The organism is Allokutzneria albata (genome assembly GCF_900103775.1).
Classification (GTDB): Bacteria; Actinomycetota; Actinomycetes; order Mycobacteriales; family Pseudonocardiaceae; genus Allokutzneria; species Allokutzneria albata.
The window spans coordinates 3,963,240-3,983,307 of sequence record NZ_LT629701.1 but is presented as its reverse complement, the minus strand read 5'-3'; the positions used below and the strand labels follow the sequence as shown (position 1 = coordinate 3,983,307).

The window sequence follows — 20,068 nt, the reverse complement described above, 5'->3', positions numbered from 1 at the left end:
GGGTGTCACCGAACGGGCCGAGTTTCCGGCTGGGCACGGTGCGCACGCATCTCGCGGCCGCGGCTTTCGTGGTTCGCGCGGCCGGAACCCTGGGCGCCGATGCACGGCTGCTCGTGCGCATCGACGACACCAATCCGGCGCGGGCCCGGCACGAGTTCGAAGCGCCGCTGCTCGAGGAGCTCGAACAGGTGGCGCGCATCCCACTCGGCCGACTGGGCACGGTGCAGGGAGCGCCGTGGGTCATGAGGCAGAGTGACCGGCTGTCGCGCTACCACGAGGTGGCAGCATCGCTGCGGGGATCCGGGCTCGCGGAGACTCTTGAGGACGGCTCGACCGTCGTTCGCGTTCACGGCGAGCAGCTGACCGTGACATCGGAGACGACCGGGGTCACCGTCCGGGTACTGCGCGCGAATGGCTGGCCGCTGTGGCATTTCGCGTCGGCGATCGACGATATCGACGCAGGCGTTGGCGTGTGCGTGCGCGGTATCGACAAGTACTCCGCCGAACCGGTTCAACGCGCCATCATCCACGCGCTGGGAGGAACGGCGCCATCCATCTACCACCTGCCCAAGCTGGTGAGCGCCGACGGCGGCGACCGGGTCCAGGAGCTGCTCCGGACAGGTCTGCGGCCGACCACCCTGTTCGAGTACATCGCGAGTTCACTGCTGCGGCGCAATTCCGGCTGCACCTCGTTCGAACAGCTGTCCTCGGCCATCCGGGTGCACTCGGACCTCAGGTCCACACTGCAGCTGGATCGCCGCTACCTCGAGAAGCTCGACCGCCAGGTATCCGCCCGGCCCGGCGTCGCCGACCAGGTCGCTGACCTTCTGCGGTATGCGCGCTTGCGCGGCGACACCGTCACCGCGGACTACCTGGTCACCCACGAGGTCCTCACCCTGCTCGAGGCGTACCCGCGGCCGCTCGACGTCCACCATCGGTTGGTGTCCGCGATCGCAGGAGACGCGTTCAGCCCGGACGTTCCTCCGCCGCAAACGCGGACGGCTGTCTCTCTCCTGGAGACCTCAGCTGACGCGGCCTACGAGCACCTGATGCGCTCAGGCATAAGCCAACCCGAGGCCCACCGAGCGCTGCGCTGGGTCTTGTGCGGCCTGTCCTCGGGCCCCGACTTTCGCACGCTGTGGGAATGGCATCAGCGGAACGGCACTCTCCGCGACCGGCTCGCGGCGGCGTCACGGACCATCGTCGAACTCACCAGAGGCGGCACCACATGAACTCGCGCCAGGACCTCGCTGAGCGCAGCGTCATCTTCGTGACCTTGGACTCATGCCGGTTCACCACCGCGGTGAGCGCACGCACACCGAGCCTGGACTCGGTTGGCCCCTTGTTGCGGGCCGAGTCGGCAGGCACCTACACGCTGCCCGCGCACGTGGCGATGTTCAACGGTTTCCTCCCGCGCCCGGACGACGGCGTCTACCCGATCGACGACATCCCGTACCGGGCAGTGTGGCGGTCGGGATCCGCTCGCCCCACCACAGACCTGGTGGCGGTGCCGTTCACCGGCCGGACGGTGATGGACCACTACGCCGCGCGCGGTTGGCGGACCCTGGGCGCCGGCGGTGTGACGTTCTTCGACAACACCGACCCCGGGAACCTTCTGCCCAGTTTCTTCCAGGAGTTCCACTACTTCCCCAACACCGGAAACGGCTCCCCGAGCGGCCCGCGGGACCGGACGGCCGAGCTGGCCTTGTCGCACGCGCACGAGATCGCACGCCGGTGCCTGGAGTTCGACCGGTTCTTCCTGTTCATCAACTGCGCGAGCACGCACATCCCCTACACCACCCCCACCGTCCGGCTGACTCCGGGCCGCCGCGACGTGCTCGAACGGCTCTACGTGCTGCACCGAGAGAAAGCCGCCGCCACCGGACCAGCCCTCACCAGTGACGAGATCTCCGAGATGCTTGACATGCAGCGCTCAGCGCTTGAATGGGCCGACACCCAGCTCGGCCACGTGTTCGACACGCTCCGGGACCGGGCTCCGCTGGTCGTCGTGTGCGCGGACCACGGCGAGGAATTCGGTGAAGGCGGCCGCTACGGCCACGCCCACCCGCACTCCACGGTGGCCGTGGTACCCCTGTGGTGCGGGCTGCTGCGGTGACCGCTGTCGTGGCACCTACCCCCTGCTGGCGCAGGCCAGTCGCCCGGGAGACCGGCTGGCCGGATCTCACCGGTTGGTAGCCTGCAACCCCGATCCATCGCCGTGCTGGAGACCGTGAATCCATGCTGGACCGCGCCGTGATTGACGCACTGTTCCCCGTCGATCTTCCTGAACCCGACCACTGGGAACAGCGCTACCCGCCGCGTGAGGTTCCCGACGGCGCCCAGATCACCCGGTTCGGGCCGTCCCCGACGGGCTACGTGCACATCGGCAACATCTACGTGGCGATGATCGACCAGAACGTCGCCCACCGCACCGGCGGGGCCTACCTGGTCAGGGTCGAGGACACCGACCAGGCCCGGGTCGTCGACGGAGCGGTCGAGCTGCTGCAGCGCGCGTTCGACTTCTTCGGTATCCGCGCCGACGAGGACGACACCAACGGCGGCTACGGCCCCTATCACCAGTCCCAGCGCGAAACGATCTACCTGACCTACGCCCGGCAGCTGTTGCGCGAGGGCAAGGCGTACCTGTGCTTCGCCACTGCGGACGAACTCGCCGATATCCGCAAACGGCAGGAAGCCGCGAAACTGCCGACCGGCTACTACGGCACCTGGGCGGTCTGGCGAGACGCGGATCCAGCGGACGTGCAGGCGAAGCTCGACGAAGGCGCGCCCTACGTCGTGCGCTTCCGCTCCCCGGACACCCTCAAGCCGCGCGCTGAGTTCACCGACGCGATCCGCGGCCCCCTCTCCGCCGAGGACAACCGCAACGACGCCGTCATCCTGAAGTCCTCGGCGAACCCGCTGAGGCTTCCGACCTATCACTTCGCGCACGCCGTCGATGACCACTTGATGAGGGTCAACCTGGTGATCCGTGGCGACGAGTGGATCTCCTCGGTTCCGCTGCACCTGCAGCTGTTCGACGCGCTCGGGTTCACCCCGCCGACCTACGCACACATCGCGCCGTTGATGAAGCAGATCTCCGGCGGCAAGCGCAAGCTGTCCAAGCGCAAGGACCCCGAAGCCGGTGTCGAGTTCTACATCAGCGCGGGATACCCCACCGAGGCCGTGCTCTACTACCTTCGGGGCCTGGCCAACGGCAGGCTCGCCGAGCTGCCGTTGCCGGAAGCCCTGGAAGCACCTATCCGACTCGAGGACTGTGGGGTCGCCGGCCCGCTGGTCGACCTGGTCAAACTCGAAGACATCTCCGCCGACCACATCGCGACTCTCTCCGGCGAGCAGATCCTGACCGCCCTGCGCCAGTGGGCAGCGACCTACGATCTCGACCTCCTGCCGGTGCTAGAGGACGACAGCGCGCGGGCGCTGGCCGCGCTCGCGGTCGAGCGGGAAGGGGTCGAGAACCCGCGCAAGGACCTCCGCAAGTGGTCCGACTTCCGGACCGCCTGCGGGTTTTTCTTCCCTCAGCTGTTCACCCTGGTCACTGCCGACGACGAGCGGCTCTCCGGCCTGAAGCTCACCCCCGAGGTGATCCGAGCCTTCGCGAGCGACTTCGCCGCCAAGTACCAGGAACTCGACGACCCGCAGGAATGGTTCAACCAGATCCGCGCGCTCGCCGGGGACCACGGGTTCGCCCCGAACGCGAAGGAATTCAAGAAGAACCCGGAGACGTATCCAAACGGATCGATCCGGGAAGCATCGCAAATCGTCCGGGTCGCGCTGACCGGATCCACCCGCAGCCCCGACCTGTTCGCCGTCACCCGCGCACTCGGAACGGACGAGGTCCTCCGGCGCATCCACTCCCTGACTGCCTGACGCACCCGGCTGTGGTGCGCCCCGACCGTCCGGGCGCACCACAGCCGACTTGCTCTCGTCCTCGGGGAACTCTGCACATCCTGAACATGCTTGGGGGCATGGTGACCGGTTCGAGCCAGCCGCCACGAACAGGAGCTACCGTCTGGCTCACTGGCCTGCCGAGCGCGGGTAAGTCCACCCTCGCCCGCGGCGCGGCGAACCTACTGGCCTCCGGCGGACATCGCACCGAGATCCTCGACGGGGACGAAATGCGCCGGACCCTATGCCGCGACCTCGGCTTCAGCCGCGCACATCGCGAGGAGAACGTCCGCCGCATCGGACAATCCGCCCTCGCACTCGCACGTAACGGCATCATCGTCCTGGTACCCGTGATTGCACCGTACGCGGTAAGCAGGGCGTCCGTGCAAACAGCACACCAACAGAACGGCATCCCGTACGTCGAGATCTACGTGAACGCGCCGCTGGACGTGTGCCGCGACCGTGACGTGAAAGGCCTCTACGCCCAGCAACAGGCAGGTCAGCTCACAGGCCTCACCGGCGTCGACGACCCCTACGAACCGCCCACACGACCCGATCTCGAGATCCCCACCCACCGCCAAACCGAGGACGAATCCGTTGCGCTGCTCCACAGGTTCGTGGCGCGCTTGCTGACCAACCACTCCCTCAGCCGCCACTCCTAGCTTGAGTCTTATATCGCCTTCGAGGACTGAAGATCGGCTCTGGGGTAAGGATCGCTCGGGTGACTGCGGACGGTCATTCGATGAGGAGGATCCTCTTGCGTAGCAAGGGGAAGCTGGCTATCCGTCCAGCTCCGCTTCCGACTGCTGGTGCAGAGTTCGTCCCTTGCCGGTAAGGCGAACGACGACGCTGGATTCTCGGTAGCCGCCGTAAACCGGATCGTAAGGCGGATCCACGACGGCGGCGAGGAAACCGTAGGCCACCGCGGCTGCCAACCCTGGTGTTGTGACGTCGCGTCGAACGATCTGCGGCAGAGGGAGTGAAGTGCGCCAGCCGAGGTGGCGGGTGGAGTCCTTGCCCAGATGCTTCTCGTGCAGCGCGAGGTCGGTGATCGTGCAGTACGCCTCGACGGTCAGACCGTGTCGTTGAAGGAGCCGATGGTTGGCCAGCTGCTCGGTAGTGAGGCACTCAGGCTGAGAGATTGGCGGCAGCTGCGACACCGCACGTTGTTGCTCGGGCAGTGAGTCGACGTCGAAGGCGAAAGCTGTGGCGTCCGTCGTGGTCGGCGAAGAGCTTGCACGGCCACACATCACCCAACTCGTCCGTTGGTGACTGCGCAGGACACGGTGCCAGGAACAGCAGGTCGCGTTCACTGTGGTCGTTCCACCGCAACCACCACTGCTCGTCGTCGCTGTGCTGTCCCACTGTGTGGTGGAGCCCGTGGTGTCCCTCGACGCGCTCGCACCAGTGAAGCGGCGCCAGCCTGTGGGTACCGTCGGGTAGCGAGGACAACAGCCGCTGCTCGGCTTCACTGAACAGGGCCGTCACAGCACACCCGGCCTGTCGAACAGACACTCGGGGAGGCTAACCGACGACGGATGCGACCTCTATTCAGCCGCGACACCTCAGATCGACGTTGTCGGCGGCAAGCGACCACCAGAGGGAACGGGAACTGAGGGGAAAGCTGGTTCCGGTGAGAATGTGGTTCTGTCCTCTGCGGGAACCACCCGGGGCGGGGGCGGAACGCAACGAAACGGCGGCAGTGCTGCTGATTCCATGGCAAGGTGTCAGTACCACTGCGATAGTTGCTGGCCCGCGACAACGGAGGGCGATGACTGACCAGGCCTACCCGCACAGCCGCGACGACTGCGACTGTTGTAAGGCATTCGACGCCGACATGGCCGCGCACTATGACGGTCCGCCCATGCAGTCGCTGCGATGGTGTCAGCGCTGCGCCGGGCCATTGCTCACGCGCTTGGTACTGCTCGGTCACACCGTGTCCATCCGGCCATTGGAGCCCGTCGACGCGGCTGTCGGGCCTGCGTCGGTTGATGCCGGCGCCACGGCTGCGGCCGAAGTTGATACTCATCGGTGCTCGCTGGCCGACACCGATGGCAGTCCGGTGTGGACGGTTGAGTTGGCTGAGGAGGTGCTGCGCCACGCTTTGCCGTCCGGGTCGGTATTTCTGCGCGCGCTCATCAACGAGGGCGGGACCGCGACCGCTGACCGGTTGAAGGAACTCACCGGCAGTCGGGTGCTGCACCCGATGCTTCAGACCTTGAACACCGCAGCACGGAAGGCCTTGGGCGGCAGACGCCTCGGCCAACGCGTACGGATCGCCCATTCTCGCTCCGATCCGAAGAATCCACGGTCCACATCGGTTCACGACTATATGTTGCCCGCCGAGCTGGTACCGATCTTCGACGAAGCGCTGCGCCGTCTCGGACGGTGACGTCAGGTATCCGGTGCGCCGCAGGACGGATGACCTCCGGCTGCTGGTAGATCACCCTCGGCGGAGACCGGTCGTACAACAGTGGAAGTCAGCGGACTGCAGTCAACCAAGACATGCCAGCGCCAGTCACGACCATATGTCGCCCCCGGACGAGTCGGCCCGACGCATCAGGCAGAAAGTCAACGATATGGCGGCCCAGGACGGTGACATCGACCTAGGGCATGTCTGACAAATACGTGCGGTGGGTGCTGGCAGGCTGCGGGGCGTGTCGCGGTTTCAGTTGCTCTCGGGCGAGCAGTGGGCGTTGATCTCGGGTCTGTTGCCGGTGCTGTCACCGACAAAGGCGAGGACAGGGCCGCCCGGGTTCTTGCTGTCTCGCACAACTGGCGAAGTCGGTGCTGGACGTATTGGCGTGCTGATCGTCGCCGAGCTCTGCTTGTTCAGCACATTCCTAGACAGTTCCGTTCGCCCTTCAGCTTCACCTCGTTGCCCAACACTTTCACGAACGCAGCCACGGATCATCCCCGCTCGCGCGGGGACGAGGTCATCGCCGACTGGGTCGGCGATGACCGTGGAGGGACCACCCCCGCTCGTGCGGGGAAGAGCTCGCCCTGGCGGATGAGCAGCGGGACCAGCTGGGACCACCCCCGCTCGTGCGGGGAAGAGCACCCAGTGTCCTCTCTTGGGTGTCTGAACGCGGGACCCCCCGCTCGTGCGGGGAAGAGCCCACGCTGGTTATCGCCGGGATGATCGTGGTGGGACCACCCCCGCTCGCGCGGGGAAGAGGTCTCGGCGAGGGTCGTCGCGGCGACGAACCACGGACCACCCCCGCTCGCGTGGGGAAGAGCAGGCAACCAACCTCGTGCTTCTGTCCGCGGAGGGACCACCCCCGCTCGCGCGGGGAAGAGCCGTGCAGATACACGGGATCGATGTGCGGGTTGGGACCACCCCCGCTCGCGCGGGGAAGAGGGGCAGGATCGGCAGCGGGACGCCGTAGCGGAGGGACCACCCCCGCTCGCGCAGGGAAGAGCCGGCGCCGAACGCGCAGTTCAAACTGGAGGACGGACCACCCCCGCTCGCGCGGGGAAGAGGGGGATGCGACCGGCCGCGAGGTCACCAGCGATGGACCACCCCCGCTCGCGCGGGGAAGAGGCCCGTCCTTGCTGGCCAGCCAATTCCCGGCCGGGACCACCCCCGCTCGCGCGGGGAAGAGACGATGACCGGCGCCGATCGCTTCGGCATCGCCGGACCACCCCCGCTCGCGCGGGGAAGAGCAGGCATCGTGGTTCTCCTTGCTGGCACAGGCCGGACCACCCCCGCTCGCGCGGGGAAGAGCACACGTGCGGAGCGGTCCGGCGCCGGACCGTGGGACCACCCCCGCTCGCGCGGGGAAGAGACTGGTTGAGCTGCAGGTTTGGCGCCTGGTTCCGTCATTTTGCATGGGTTTCGTGGGGTGCTCGGACTGGTTGTGGCGGGCGTTTTCGCTTGGGCGTGGGTGGCCAGGTGACGTCGATGTTGGCTGTCTTGGTCGTTGAGGGAGCGGTTGCTGCGCAGACGGTACGGGCACTGGAGCGCATCGTCGAATGACGACTCGGCAGGGGATATGCGGTCCGGGCAACCTGGCCGCGCTCTAGATGAATTTGGGTTCCGGGCAAGCAGAGCTGCCTCGATCGGGGGAATGCGCGCTGAGCCGGTAACAGTGTCAGACCCCTGGAGTATCCAGGTCGCGTGGACGGCGCTGCTGCGTCTGGCTGTCGGGATCGGAGGGCGATGCTGGATCGGGCGGGTGTGTTGTCGGTGTGGGCGAAGTCGGTCTGTGATGAGCGGGGGGTTGTCACGGGGTGGCTGCCGTTGCACCAGCATCTGGATGATTCCGGTGCGGTGGCTGGGTTTCTGGTCGACCGGTGGGTGTCGCCGCAGGCGTTGGCGGGGATCGCCCGGGATTTTCCGGATGGGCTTGAGGGTGTGCGCGTGATGGCGCGGTGGCTGGCGGCGGTCCACGATGTCGGTAAGGCCAGTCCGGCGTTTGCCGTGCAGGTTCCGCGGCTTGCTGATCACATGCGTGACCACGGGCTCGCTGCGAAACCTGTGTTGGCGCACGACCCTCAGCGTGCCGCGGTCTCGCATGCGCTGGTCGGGTACTGCGCTGTGCTGGACTGGTTGACCCAGCGTCTGGGGTTTGCTCGGCGTGGTGTGGCCGCACAGCTCGCCGGTGTGGTGGGCAGTCACCACGGTGTGTCTCCGGAGGACGGTCAGATCGCGCTCGCCGGTGAACGATTCGACCTGGCGGGGGAGGGGCCGTGGGAGGTCGCACGGAGGTTTTTCCTCGAGCGGGCAACGGAATCGATCGGCGGATCCGCCGTACTGGCCCGGTACCGAGACGTGCGTTTGAGCAAGCCGAGTCAGGTGCTGCTGACCGCGATTGTGATCCTCGCGGACTGGATCGCCTCGAACACTGACCTGTTTCCGATCTACCCGCTGAGCACGTTGGAGGGACCACCGCTGGAGCTTTCTGCCGCGGCGATGGCTCGGCGGGTTGGGACCGCGGTGGCGTTGGTCGATCTGCCTCCGCGTTGGCGGGCGCGCCGCTGTGAGTCCACTGTGGACCAGCTGTTTCGGGAGAGGTTCAACCGGGCGGCGCTGGGTGCGCGCCCTGTTCAGGCCGCCGCGGTCAATGTCGCATCCTCCTCGCCCGGTCCTGCGATGATGATCATCGAGGCGCCGATGGGTGCGGGCAAGACGGAGGCGGCGTTGCTTGCCGCGGAGGTCTTGGCGCGGAAGTCCGGCGCTGACGGGTGTTTCCTCGCGCTGCCGACGCAAGCCACCACTGATGCCATGTTCAGTCGGGTGCGGCGGTGGCTTGAGGTGCTCCCGGGCCGAGAAGGGCCGGTCAGTGTCACTCTCGCCCACGGCAAGGCCTCTCTCAACGATGAGTTCGGTGGCTTGGTGCGCCGTGGTCGGTACGGCTCGATCGGAGATGAGCCTGAGCCGACGTTGATCGCCCACCAGTGGTTGTCGGGGCGGAAGAAGGGGGTGCTGGCGGCGTTCGTGGTGGGCACCATCGACCAAATCCTGTTCGCCGGTCTCAAAAGCAGGCACGTGATGCTGCGGCACCTGGCATTGGCGGGCAAGGTCGTCATCGTCGACGAGGTCCATGCCTATGACGTCTACATGTCGCAGTATTTGCATCGGGTGCTGCACTGGCTCGGCGCCTACGGGGTACCGGTGGTGCTGTTGTCGGCGACGCTTCCACCCGATCGCCGGGCCGAGTTGCTCAACGCCTACGACAGCGGGGCTGGCGGGGCGGGATGTCATGTCGCGCAGCCGGACTGGGGTTACCCCGTGGTGTCCAGCACCGCAGCGAGAGCGCCGCACCCCGTCGCGCTGTCCCCGGAGCGAACCACGGTCATGCTCGAGCACCTCGACGATGACCTTGACACCTTGGTGGTCTACCTGCGTGAGCATCTGGTCGAGGGCGGGTGCGCGGTTGTGGTGCGCAATACCGTCACCCGTGTCCAGGAGACCGCCGAACGCCTGGAACGAGAGTTTGGTGCCGAGTACGTGACCGTGAACCACTCGCGCTTCCTCAGCTGCGATCGGGCACGTACGGATCGAGCTCTGGTGCACGCCTTCGGCCCACCGGGACCTGATGTGCAGCGACCGCCGCTGCACATTGTGGTTGCCTCGCAGGTGGTGGAGCAGTCCCTGGATGTGGACTTCGACCTGATGGTCACCGACCTCGCTCCAGTGGATCTGGTGCTGCAGCGTCTGGGGCGGCTGCACCGCCACGACCGCACCCGCCCCGCGCCGTTGCGGAGGCCGCGCTGCGCGCTCGTGGGGGCTGAGGACTGGGCCAGCGAGCCGGTTGCGGCCGCGCGCGGATCACGGCGGGTCTATGGGGACCACACGTTGCTGCGCTCGGCTGCCCTGCTCGGCCCGCACGCCCGCGACCAGGTCACCCTGCCCACCGATATCGCTCCGCTGGTGCACCAGGCCTACGCCGCAGGGCCGGTGGGCCCGGATAGCTGGCGGGCCGACATGGAGCAGGCGCAGCGGGCAGCAGTCGAGGCGGCCAGTCGTCGCGCGGAGGCCGCACGGACCTTCTTGCTCGGCGAGGCCACCTGCGGCTCGGCGAGCCTGGTCGGGTGGCTGCGCGCCGGTGTGGGCGAACCTGACGACGATCACCGCGGCGCGGCGCAGGTGCGCGACGGTGAAGAATCGTTGGAGGTCCTGGTCATCCAGCAGGATCGCGACGGCGGGCTGCTGACGGCGGACTGGATCACCGAGCACGCCGGCGAGCCGATTCCGCTGGACTCACCGATTCCGTTCGCCCAAGCCAAAATCATCGCGGCATGCACGCTGCGGTTGCCTCTCGCGCTGTGTCACCCGGGCGTGGTGGATGATGTCATTCAGGCGTTGGAAGTCAACCACATCACCAGTTTCCACACCTCGCCCTTGTTGGCCGGTGAGCTCGTGCTCGTTCTCGACGAGAACAGGACCACGGAGCTCAAGCACGGCAACGCCCATTTCCGGCTCACCTACGACCCCCGTCGAGGACTGATGCATGACCGCGGCTGACCCACCGACCTACAACCTGATCGACCAGCCGTGGCTGCTGGCACGTACCCGTGACGGCGAGACCGCCGAGCTGTCCCTCACGCAGGTCTTGCGCCGCGCATCGCAGCTGAGCGGCCTGGTGGGTGACGTGCCGACCCAGGCTTTCGCCCTCACACGACTGCTGCTGGCGGTCACGCACGCGGCGGTGCGTGGCCCCCGCGACATCGACCACTGGCTCGACCTGTGGCACGCGGCTGAGCTTCCGGTCGACGACATCACCTCCTATGTGGACAAACACCGGGACAGGTTTGATCTGCTGCACCCCACAACACCGTTCTTCCAAGTCGCCGACCTGCGGACCGCGAAGGGGGAGATGACCGGGCTGGACCGGCTCGTCGCCGATGTCCCCAACGGACACCCGTTCTTCACCACCCGCCTCGGCGCCGACCTGACGCTGTCCTTCGCCGAGGCCGCCCGCTGGCTCGTCCACGCCCACGCCTTCGACCCCTCGGGCATCAAGTCCGGTGCCGAGGGCGACCCGCGGGTCAAAGGCGGCAAGGGCTACCCCATCGGCACCGGGTGGAGCGGCTTCCTCGGTGGGGTACTACCCGAAGGCCACACACTCAAGGACACGCTGCTGCTGAACCTGATCCCCCACGACTACGGCGATCCGCCGCGCGAGGCGGCCACGGATCTACCGGCGTGGGAACGCACACCGGCCGGGCCGGCAGAGGAGCAGCCGGGCGGGCGCGCACCGATCGGACCGGTCGACCTCTACACCTGGCAGAGCAGACGTATCCGCTTGGCCCATAACGGCACCCGGGTCACCGCGGTGTTGATCTGCAACGGGGAACGCATCACCCCGCAGAACAAGCAGTCCCTCGAACCACACTCGGGGTGGCGACGCAGCACCGCACAGGAGAAGAAGCTCGGCCGCTCCCCGATCTACATGCCCCGGGAACACAATCCCGAACGAGCCATCTGGCGTGGCCTGCAGTCGCTGTTGCCGGGCGCGGAAAAACCCCAAGGCAGCGAAGCCGCGCCGTTCCTGGCGCCGAGCGTGCTGGAATGGATCAGCAGCATCACCCACGACATCGGCTTGGACTACCCCCTGCGGTTGCACACCCTCGGCATGACCTACGGCAACCAGAGCTCCACCACCGACGACATCATCGACGACACCCTGTCGCTGCGCGCCGTCCTGATACGCCAGGACGCTCGGCGACTGGCGGCCGCGGTGATCGCCTGCGCGAAAGCCGCCGAGGACACCGCGGGGGCCCTCGGGCGCCTGGCCGGTGACCTCGCCGCTGCCGCCGGCTGTGGCCGGGACGAACGACACGGCCCCACCAGCAGGGCGCAGGAGCGTGCCTACGCCGACCTGGATGCCCCGTTCCGGGCGTGGATCCGCAACCTGGACGCCGACACCGAGGTCACCGAGGCCCAGAGCAGCTGGCACCGACAGGCCAAACACATCGTCACCGCACTCGGGGAGGACCTCATCCGCCGAGCCCCCGCCACCGCGTGGACCGGGCGCGTGATCGACCAGAAGCTGATGACCGTCACCCACGCCGACCGCGCCTTCAGAGGACGACTGCGCGCCGCTTTGCCGTTGGCCCAGCCCGAGCCCGCACAGTGACACAACAGAGAGGACAACGAGTGTCCACAACGGAATCGACACCACGATGGGTTGACCTGTCGACGGTGGGAACCGTTGTCCACCAACGATTGCAGGCGCTTCAGGAAGGAGCCCTCCGCAACCGGTCAGCGGACGTCGCCGCGCTCGCGCGACTGCGCCGAGCCGTGGGCAAGCCGGTGGGCAGCATCGGCGATGTCCTGCAGCACACCACCCACGAGCACTTCGCCGGCCCCGATGCCGGCGATGAGGCCACCCCGGCTGAGCGTGCCGCGCACATCGCGATGACTCTGTACGCGGTGCACCAACAATCCCAGAACCAGCGGATGCACCAACGAGGCTGGGGCATCGGCCGCGCGATGCGCGCTCTCCACCCCGAGGAGCCCGCGGCCCCCAACGCGGTCCTGCACCGGTTCCAGCGGTTGGGCACCTCCGACAGCCTCGACGAACTCACCCACCACGCCCGCGGCGTCGTGCAGCTGCTGCGCGCCGCCCAGATCCCCTTGGACTACGCCTTGCTCACCGACGAGCTCCTCACCTGGCAGCGCCCCGGTGGCGCCGCCCGCGTGCGACTGCGGTGGGGACGGGAGTTCTACCGCACCACCCCACGCTGACACCGCCGGGCCACCACAACCACCCGAACGCGATCTACATCGAGGAACAGCTATGGCGCGCACCATCATCGACTTCCACGTCGTGCAGACCGTCCCACCGAGCAACATCAACCGTGATGACACCGGAAGCCCCAAAACCGCCATCTACGGCGGAAAACGGCGCGCCCGAGTGTCCAGCCAGGCGTGGAAGCGCGCTACCCGACAGGCATTCAACGACCTGCTCGACCAATCCACCCTCGGTGTGCGGACCAAGCGGGTGGTCGAGCTCCTCTCCGACGAGATCGCCAGCCAGGAACCCACGCTCGCCGAACGCGCATCCGAACTCGCCGAAGCCGTCCTGAACGCCGCTGGGATCAAGACCAAACCAGCACGCAAAGCCGACGCCCTGCCAGTATCCGGATACCTGCTGTTCCTCAGCCGCCGCCAGGTGGCCGGGCTCGCCGAGCTCGCCGTCGATGCGGCACGCGAGGCAGGCGAGGGCAAGCCACAGATCTCTAAGACCGAAGCCAAGGCCCGCGCCGACCGGGAGCACTCCGTCGACGTCTCCCTCTTCGGCCGGATGGTCGCCGATGTCACCGATCTCAACGTCGACGCCGCGGCCCAGGTCGCCCACGCGCTCAGCGTGCACGCCGTGGACAACGAGTACGACTACTTCACCGCTGTGGACGACCACAAGCACGCCGACGCCGACGAGGACGCCGGCGCGGGCATGATCGGCACCGTGGAGTTCAATTCCTCCACGCTCTACCGCTACGCCACTGTCGATGTGAACCGGTTGCTGGACAACCTCGGCGACACCAAGGCGACCGCACACGCCGTGGAGGCCTTCGCCCGCGCCTTCGTCTCCAGCATGCCCACCGGCAAGCAGAACACCTTCGCCAACCGCACCCTGCCCGACGCCGTGCTCATCCTGCTCCGTGACACCCAGCCGGTGAACCTCGTCGGCGCCTTCGAAGACCCGGTCACCGACACCGCCAACGGCGGCCGGATCACTGAGTCCATCCGCCGCTTGGTCGAACACGGCCGAGACCTCCACGACGCCTTCGACCAGCGCCCCGTCGCAGGCTGGTCCTTCGGCGTCGGCGAACGCACCACGCCCTTGGCGGAACTGGGAGAGCGCACCACCTTCGACACCGCGGTCCGCGAACTTACCGACCTCGTGGCGCAGCGCCTGGCGGCCGCGCCATGACCGTCCTGCTGCTGCGCCTGGGCGCCCCGCTGCAGTCCTGGGGTACCAGCAGCCGCTTCGTGCGTCGCAACACCGACCGCGCCCCCAGCCGCAGTGGCATCATCGGCCTGCTCGCGGCAGCACAGGGGCGCGGCCGAACCGATCCCCTCGATGACCTGCTGCAGGTGAGCATCGGTGTCCGCATCGACCAACCCGGCACGCTGGAACGGGACTTCCAGACCGCTCGCACCCGCGACGGCGCCCACTCCATGCCCCTGTCCTACCGGTTCTACCTCGCCGACGCGGTCTTCGCTGTGGCCATCGGCGCAGAACCAGCATTCCTGGACACCCTGCTCGCGGCGTTGCGGCGCCCGCACTTCCCGCTCTACCTCGGGCGACGATCCTGCCCTCCAGCAGGAAAGCTCCTCCACGGGATGCGCGACGGTGACCCCGCCACGGTTCTGACCACCGAGCCGTGGATGGCCTCTCCCTGGGTGCGCCGCACCCACCACGCCGCCACCGTCGACCTCGATGTCGTCCTCGACTGCGCCCCCGACGAACCCACCGCCGAACTCGTGCGCGACGAGCCGATCAGCTTCGACCCACGGCACCGCCGCTACGGCTGGAGAACCATCACCCGCCGCACGGTGTCCGTACCCAACCCCGCCTACCACGGCGTCGATGACGCCGATGAGCTCGACCCGATGGCGGTCTTTGAGGAGATGGCCTGATGCACTTCACCCGCTTCGAGTTCAACACCGCCCGACGCGGCGCACGGTCCCTGCTGGCCTCACCCCAGAAACTGCACGCCGCAGTCCGTGCCGCTTTCCCCGCCACAGCCGGAACCGGCTCTGACGGCAGGCTGCTCTGGCGCATCGACCAACGCCCCCACCAAGTCCACCTCTATCTCGTCAGCCCCCAGAAGCCGGACCTGACGCACCTCGTCGAGCAAGCAGGCTGGCCCACCACCCACACCTGGGACACCCGCGACTACACGCCCCTGCTGGCCAAACTCAACACCGGAGACGTATGGGCCTTTCGCCTCAAGGCCAACCCCGTCGGCAACCGCCGTAAAACCAGCGACTCCACCCGATCGCAGCGCTTCGGCCACGTCACTGTCGACCAGCAAACCCAATGGCTGCTCCACCGCGCCCCCGGCAACGGATTCACCATCCCCGCCGGAGCGCACAAGGAACCCGACGTCGCCGTCCGCGGCCGCGAAGTCCTGAAGTTCACCAGGAACCACGCCACAGTCACCCTCGCCACCGCCGTGTTCGAAGGCACCCTGGAGATCAACGATGTCGAGCTGTTCCGGCACAGCCTCATCAACGGCATCGGCCCCGCCAAGGGATACGGCTGCGGCCTGCTGACCCTGGCGCCGGCACGCCGTGGCTGACATCCGGGGAAGAGGCCCCGGAGGCCGCCTGGATCTCGGCGAAGCTGGGAACATCCCCGCTCGCACGGGGAAGAGAGCTTCTCGCTCCCGTCCGGGCGCCGCTCGGTCGGACCATCCCCGCTCGCGCGGGGAAGAGGCCGCCGTCATCGACCCGGATCAGCTCGCTCTGGGACCATCCCCGCTCGCGGCGGGGAAGAGTGCCTTGGTCCCGTAGGTGGGGAGGCCGAGCTGGGAACATCCCCGCTCGCGCGGGGAAGAGCGCAAGCGGGTGCTGGCCAGCTTCTCCCAGTCGGGACCATCCCCGCTCGCGCGGGGAAGTGTGCGCGACTACGACAACCGCTAGCACCAGCGGGTGAACGTCCCCGCTCGCGCGGGGAAGAGAACCTAGTCGCACTGAAACGCCGTCCCGACGATGGACCATCCTCGCTCGCGCGGGGAAGAGACGGCGCTCGCCGAGCCCGAGCCACTGAGCCTGGGACCATCCCCGCTCATGCGGGGAAGAGGGGCCGAAGTTCTCTGCCAGCTCACCGGCCAGCACACCATCCCCGCTCGCGCGGGGAAGAGCGAGGCACGCCATCGGCTATGGTGCCGACAGGCAGGATCATCCCCGCTCGCGCGGGGGAAGAGTGGGCTTCCAGCTCCCGTCGCCCCCGAGAGAGGGGACCATCCCCGCTCGCGCGGGAAGAGGAAGCCCGGCGAGATCCGGCAGTACCGCGCCACCGGACCCTCCCCGCTCGCGCGGGGAAGAGGGCGAACCTCCGGTTTCCCTTGTGGCACAAAGGGGACCATCCCCGCTCGCGCGGGGAAGAGGCTTTCGGAATGAGCGGCTCGTGAGCTGGTTCGTTTGACCAGATCCACATCTCCGGCGGATTCGGCTTGTTTCGTCCGCCCCAACTGCGGCGAGCACGACGGTTGTACACCTGGAAGCCGGTGTACACGGACAGCGTCTCGTACATCTTGCGCGCGATCCAGGTCATCGATTCGCAGATGACGACGTCGAACCTGCGATCGGAATGGTGTGCTTCGGTCAGGAGATCGGCAATACCACCATCACGAGCGATTGGGATGTCGAACCGCTCGTAGTTCGACTTGCGGCCTCGTTGGTTGAGTTCCATCCGGCCGGACTCGACGTCGTAGAAGTGGCAGACCACCACCCACGGCGGTGCAGGCAAAGACGCACGGCCTCGTGCGCACGCAGTCGCAGCGAATCCTGTTCGTCAACGGGCAGAACGATCCATGGGGTTCCGAGCGGTTCACGCCGAGCGCGCACGACTCGCACAGCTTCACCGCGCCCGGCGCCAACCACGGCGCGAAGATCTCCGTGCTCTCCGGGGCAGACCGCATCGCCGCGACCGACGTCCTGCGCCGCTGGGCGGGCTCCGACGTCTGGCTCAACGGCACCGAGCCCGTGGTCGACCCGAGCCAGCTCGACGTCGTCCGCACACCCTTCCCCTTCTGAGCCAGCTAAACTAGGCCCGTGCACCCCTTCGCCCCGCTCGCCCCAACGCGCATGGCCGTGGTCTAGACCAACCCGTTCGTATGCATACCAGGAGAAGGAGCGCTCCCATCTCCTGCATTGAGTACGGAACGGGTTTTGGCGTGCCCGGGGGAGGTTGAGGCGAGTGGGGCGGTCTGACGGCATCGGATGGCCCGACCGGTGGTGCTGACGGGGGTCGGGATTCACGTTTCTTCTGTGGTTGAAACGGCTGTCGGGGGCCAACAAGGTTCCCTATGTTCCCACGTCGGCAATCCGAGACCATCAGAAGTCGAAGGAGATCGCACATGCGTGCTCGACGTGTTCTTCCGGTCATCGCCACCGGCCTGGCCTTGGCAGCCGGAGGGCTGGCGGCACCGATCGCGGCTCAGGCAGCGCCCGCCGGGTGCTTTCCCTACGTCACCCTGTACGTCGACGTCAACCAGAACACACCTAGGCAGGGCAATGGATTCTGCGACAAGAACTACTTCAATCTGATTTCTTCGACGCATGACAAGGTATCCAGTTGGCATTTCCGGGGCACTCCGGGCACCGCTGCTTGCCTGCTCGACTATGTCACCGGACGCGAGGTCATTCTCGACCGGATTGTGATTCCGAGTTCGGGCGGTTTGGGCCAGAACGTGCCGTCTTGGGCCAACGACCGGGCTGACGCCGTGCGGTTGTGCTGATACGCGGGAGCTAGCGCGGTACGGCTGTGAAGTCGGCGATCTGGGCGGCGAGGACGTCGGGGGCGTCCTACTGGACCAGGGTTCTGGCGCCGGGGACCTCGACGAACTCGGCGTCGCGGAAAGCGGACTGGAGGCGGCGGCCGAGCGCGGGTGTGAACGCGCGGTCGGCCGTCCCCCACACCCCATCGCCTTCGACATCGCCGCACGTGACGTCGCTGATATCGGCGCGGAAACCCGCCGCGCCGTACGGGACCACATGAAGGACGGCAAGTTCCTCGAAACCTGCGTCCGTGACGTGAAAACCCTCCTGCACGAGGACGACGGACTCGTTGAATACGGCCCCGAGGCATTCGAAGACCCCGACGTGGTGATGCTGTGGAACTACAACGGCCGCGCCGTCGCTGGCGGCACAGCCTACGGGGATGATGACCAGTGACGGTGATCGTCGTCGCCGCCTGCCCGGTAGGACTCCGCGGACACCTCACCCGATGGCTGCTGGAAATCTCACCCGGAGTGTTCGTCGGCACAATCAGCGCCCACGTGCGAGGACTGATGTGGGCCCGTGTCGTGGACATGGTCAAAACCGGCCGAGCCATCATGGTCCACGGCGCGGACAACGAACAAGGACTGGCCTTCCAAGTCCACGACCACAACTGGATCCCCGTGGACTACGAGGGCATCAACCTGATGCTGCGCCCCGTTCAACCCGATGACGCCGATCCAGCCGTACCTGCCTCGAAAGGCTGGAGCAACGCCAGCAAACGCCGCCGCTTCGGACGACGCTGAGCCGTGCCAAGTTCAGCAGAGATCGACCAGCATGTAGATGAGCACGTGATGAAGCGTCACCCTGGGCGAGCAGCGTGTGTCGTTGACAGGGTGTTTCTCACGGATTTGTCGGGACTACAACGTCTCGCGGCTCTCCGACCTGCAAGGTGCGTGAGGGCAACCTGCTCGGCGGACTCAGCAAACTTCCCGCCTGCCACCCCCGCTCGCGCGGGGAAGAGCCGCAACAACGGGGAACGCGAGGCGAGCCTGAAGGGAACATCCCCGCTCGCGCCGGGAAGAGAAGACGACAGCCCGCTCGCTGATCATCGCTCTGGGACCATCCCCGCTCGTGCGGGGAAGAGGCCGGTGTCGGCGACCTGACGGCGCAGCCAGCGGGACCATCTCCGCTCGCGCGGGGAAGAGCTCGTGCGGGAGGTCCAGCAGTGCCGCCACGCGAGACCATCCCCGCTCGCGCGGGGAAGAGGCGCGAGCGAACTCCATCCGGATGTCGATCTGCGGACCATCCCCGCTCGCGCCGCGAAGAGTGCGGTGACCAGATCATCGGCAGGCTCGTGCTGGGCCCATCCCGCTCGCGCGGGGAAGAGTGGAGCGTGGCCGACGGCGCGGCCCTGTTCGACGGACCATCCCCGCTCGCGCGGGGAAGAGACAGCCCGAACACAGGGCAGGCGGGCCAGCGACGGACCATCCCCGCTCGCGCGGGGAAGAGGGAGCGCCGTCGACCTCTCGGCGCTGTCGGTCGGGACCATCCCCGCTCGCGCGGGGAAGAGCACGCGGGCCAGGCGGAAGCGATCCGGGCGGCGGGACCATCCCCGCTCGCGCGGGGAAGAGCCTGGTCGCGGAAGGTGGCGACCTTCTGGCCGGGGACCATCCCCGCTCGCGCGGGGAAGAGACCCCAAGCTCGCTGGTAGCGCTTGCGCAGCGCCGGACCATCCCCGCTCGCGCGGGGAAGAAGGCTGGATCCTGGGCACGACGCACGGACAGGTGGGACCATCCCCGCTCGCGCGGGGAAGAGCTCACCGCGCGCTACGCGGAGCGCGGTCTGTCGGGACCATCCCCGCTCGCGCGGGGAAGAGGCGCTGCGCATGCACGTCGCGACCGCGGACTACGGACCATCCCCGCTCGCGCGGGGGAAGAGTCCAGTGCGGGGGTGCGCGTGCCGTGCTTGTAGGGACCATCCCCGCTCGCGCGGGGAAGAGGACCGCGACCAGGTGGCGGCCCAGATGGACGCCGGACCATCCCCGCTCGCGGGGAAGAGGCTTGTTGAACTGCAGGTTTGGTGGCTGGTTCCGTTATTTTGCATGGGTTTGTGGCCGTCGTAGGACGGTAGGGTGTGCGGCCGTTGTGTGGTTCAGCATCGCGCTGTGGTCGCTGGATGCATAACGGTCGGGAACGGTCTCGAGCAAGGGCTTCCTCTCACGCAGAACACCGATGCTGTCACGCCCCCTCACTGCGG

General features: G+C 67.4%; 17 protein-coding genes and 1 CRISPR repeat array. Of the genes, 15 read left to right on the top strand and 2 right to left on the bottom strand.

The genetic code is table 11. From position 1 onward, the window contains the following. The first annotated feature begins 38 nt into the window (after positions 1-38). The 4 genes from BLT28_RS17555 to cysC all read left to right on the top strand — a co-directional run bounded on the left by BLT28_RS17555 (position 39) and on the right by cysC (position 4,568). Entirely contained in the window at positions 39-1,232 is a 1,194-nt protein-coding gene (locus tag BLT28_RS17555; protein WP_162184842.1) for a glutamate--tRNA ligase family protein, read from the top strand. 38 nt (positions 1,233-1,270) lie between these two features. Beyond that, positions 1,271-2,116 (top strand): sulfatase-like hydrolase/transferase, encoded by an 846-nt coding sequence (locus BLT28_RS17550; protein ID WP_197684043.1) that lies wholly within the window; start codon positions 1,271-1,273, stop codon positions 2,114-2,116. Positions 2,117-2,238: 122 nt separating this feature from the next. Beyond that, entirely contained in the window at positions 2,239-3,888 is a 1,650-nt protein-coding gene (locus BLT28_RS17545) for a glutamate--tRNA ligase (protein WP_030429682.1), read from the top strand. 98 nt (positions 3,889-3,986) lie between these two features. Further along, positions 3,987-4,568, top strand: coding sequence for an adenylyl-sulfate kinase (cysC, locus tag BLT28_RS17540; protein ID WP_030429681.1), 582 nt, complete (start codon positions 3,987-3,989; stop codon positions 4,566-4,568). 117 nt (positions 4,569-4,685) lie between these two features. Here cysC and BLT28_RS17535 read toward each other — a convergent pair whose 3' ends face one another. Next, positions 4,686-5,066, bottom strand: a complete 381-nt coding sequence (locus BLT28_RS17535; RefSeq protein WP_083383758.1) for a hypothetical protein — start codon at positions 5,064-5,066, stop codon at positions 4,686-4,688. A gap of 611 nt (positions 5,067-5,677) precedes the next feature. Between BLT28_RS17535 and BLT28_RS17530 the strand changes: the two genes are divergently transcribed. From BLT28_RS17530 to BLT28_RS40240, 9 genes are all read left to right on the top strand, one after another. Then, positions 5,678-6,298: a hypothetical protein gene (locus BLT28_RS17530; protein WP_030429680.1), complete on the top strand. Its 621-nt coding sequence runs from the start codon at positions 5,678-5,680 to the stop codon at positions 6,296-6,298. 757 nt (positions 6,299-7,055) lie between these two features. Beyond that, positions 7,056-7,694: direct repeats of the CRISPR family, unit length 28 nt; unit sequence GGACCACCCCCGCTCGCGCGGGGAAGAG. 374 nt (positions 7,695-8,068) lie between these two features. Next, on the top strand, positions 8,069-10,876 hold the full coding sequence (locus BLT28_RS17525) for a CRISPR-associated helicase/endonuclease Cas3 (protein WP_030429679.1): 2,808 nt from the start codon (positions 8,069-8,071) through the stop codon (positions 10,874-10,876). Then, positions 10,863-12,491 (top strand): type I-E CRISPR-associated protein Cse1/CasA, encoded by a 1,629-nt coding sequence (gene casA, locus BLT28_RS17520; protein WP_030429678.1) that lies wholly within the window; start codon positions 10,863-10,865, stop codon positions 12,489-12,491. The genes BLT28_RS17525 and casA overlap by 14 nt, the downstream gene beginning before the upstream one ends. Positions 12,492-12,556: 65 nt before the next feature. After that, positions 12,557-13,102 (top strand): type I-E CRISPR-associated protein Cse2/CasB, encoded by a 546-nt coding sequence (gene casB / locus BLT28_RS17515; RefSeq protein ID WP_231950814.1) that lies wholly within the window; start codon positions 12,557-12,559, stop codon positions 13,100-13,102. A gap of 52 nt (positions 13,103-13,154) precedes the next feature. Beyond that, positions 13,155-14,291 (top strand): type I-E CRISPR-associated protein Cas7/Cse4/CasC, encoded by a 1,137-nt coding sequence (gene cas7e / locus BLT28_RS17510; protein WP_030429676.1) that lies wholly within the window; start codon positions 13,155-13,157, stop codon positions 14,289-14,291. Continuing rightward, positions 14,288-15,001, top strand: coding sequence for a type I-E CRISPR-associated protein Cas5/CasD (gene cas5e / locus BLT28_RS17505; RefSeq protein ID WP_030429675.1), 714 nt, complete (start codon positions 14,288-14,290; stop codon positions 14,999-15,001). The genes cas7e and cas5e overlap by 4 nt, the downstream gene beginning before the upstream one ends. Then, the gene (gene cas6e, locus BLT28_RS17500; protein WP_030429674.1) at positions 15,001-15,666 is read left to right on the top strand and encodes a type I-E CRISPR-associated protein Cas6/Cse3/CasE; all 666 of its coding nucleotides are present in this window, start codon (positions 15,001-15,003) and stop codon (positions 15,664-15,666) included. Before cas5e ends, cas6e begins: the two co-directional genes overlap by 1 nt. Before the next feature lie 1,162 nt (positions 15,667-16,828). Then, entirely contained in the window at positions 16,829-17,125 is a 297-nt protein-coding gene (locus BLT28_RS17495; RefSeq protein ID WP_030429673.1) for a hypothetical protein, read from the top strand. 323 nt (positions 17,126-17,448) lie between these two features. Beyond that, on the top strand, positions 17,449-17,829 hold the full coding sequence (locus BLT28_RS40240) for a hypothetical protein (RefSeq protein ID WP_156050947.1): 381 nt from the start codon (positions 17,449-17,451) through the stop codon (positions 17,827-17,829). 67 nt (positions 17,830-17,896) lie between these two features. Here the strand turns inward: BLT28_RS40240 and BLT28_RS41400 are convergent, their stop codons facing one another. Then, a complete protein-coding gene (locus BLT28_RS41400) occupies positions 17,897-18,085 on the bottom strand; it encodes an alpha/beta fold hydrolase (protein ID WP_030429672.1) in 189 nt (62 codons plus the stop codon). On the opposite strand from BLT28_RS41400, the gene BLT28_RS17485 reads away from it, so the two are divergent. Next, the gene (locus tag BLT28_RS17485; protein ID WP_030429671.1) at positions 18,086-18,265 is read left to right on the top strand and encodes a hypothetical protein; all 180 of its coding nucleotides are present in this window, start codon (positions 18,086-18,088) and stop codon (positions 18,263-18,265) included. Beyond that, positions 18,262-18,615, top strand: a complete 354-nt coding sequence (gene cas2e / locus BLT28_RS17480) for a type I-E CRISPR-associated endoribonuclease Cas2e (protein WP_030429670.1) — start codon at positions 18,262-18,264, stop codon at positions 18,613-18,615. Before BLT28_RS17485 ends, cas2e begins: the two co-directional genes overlap by 4 nt. Positions 18,616-20,068: the final 1,453 nt, after the last annotated feature.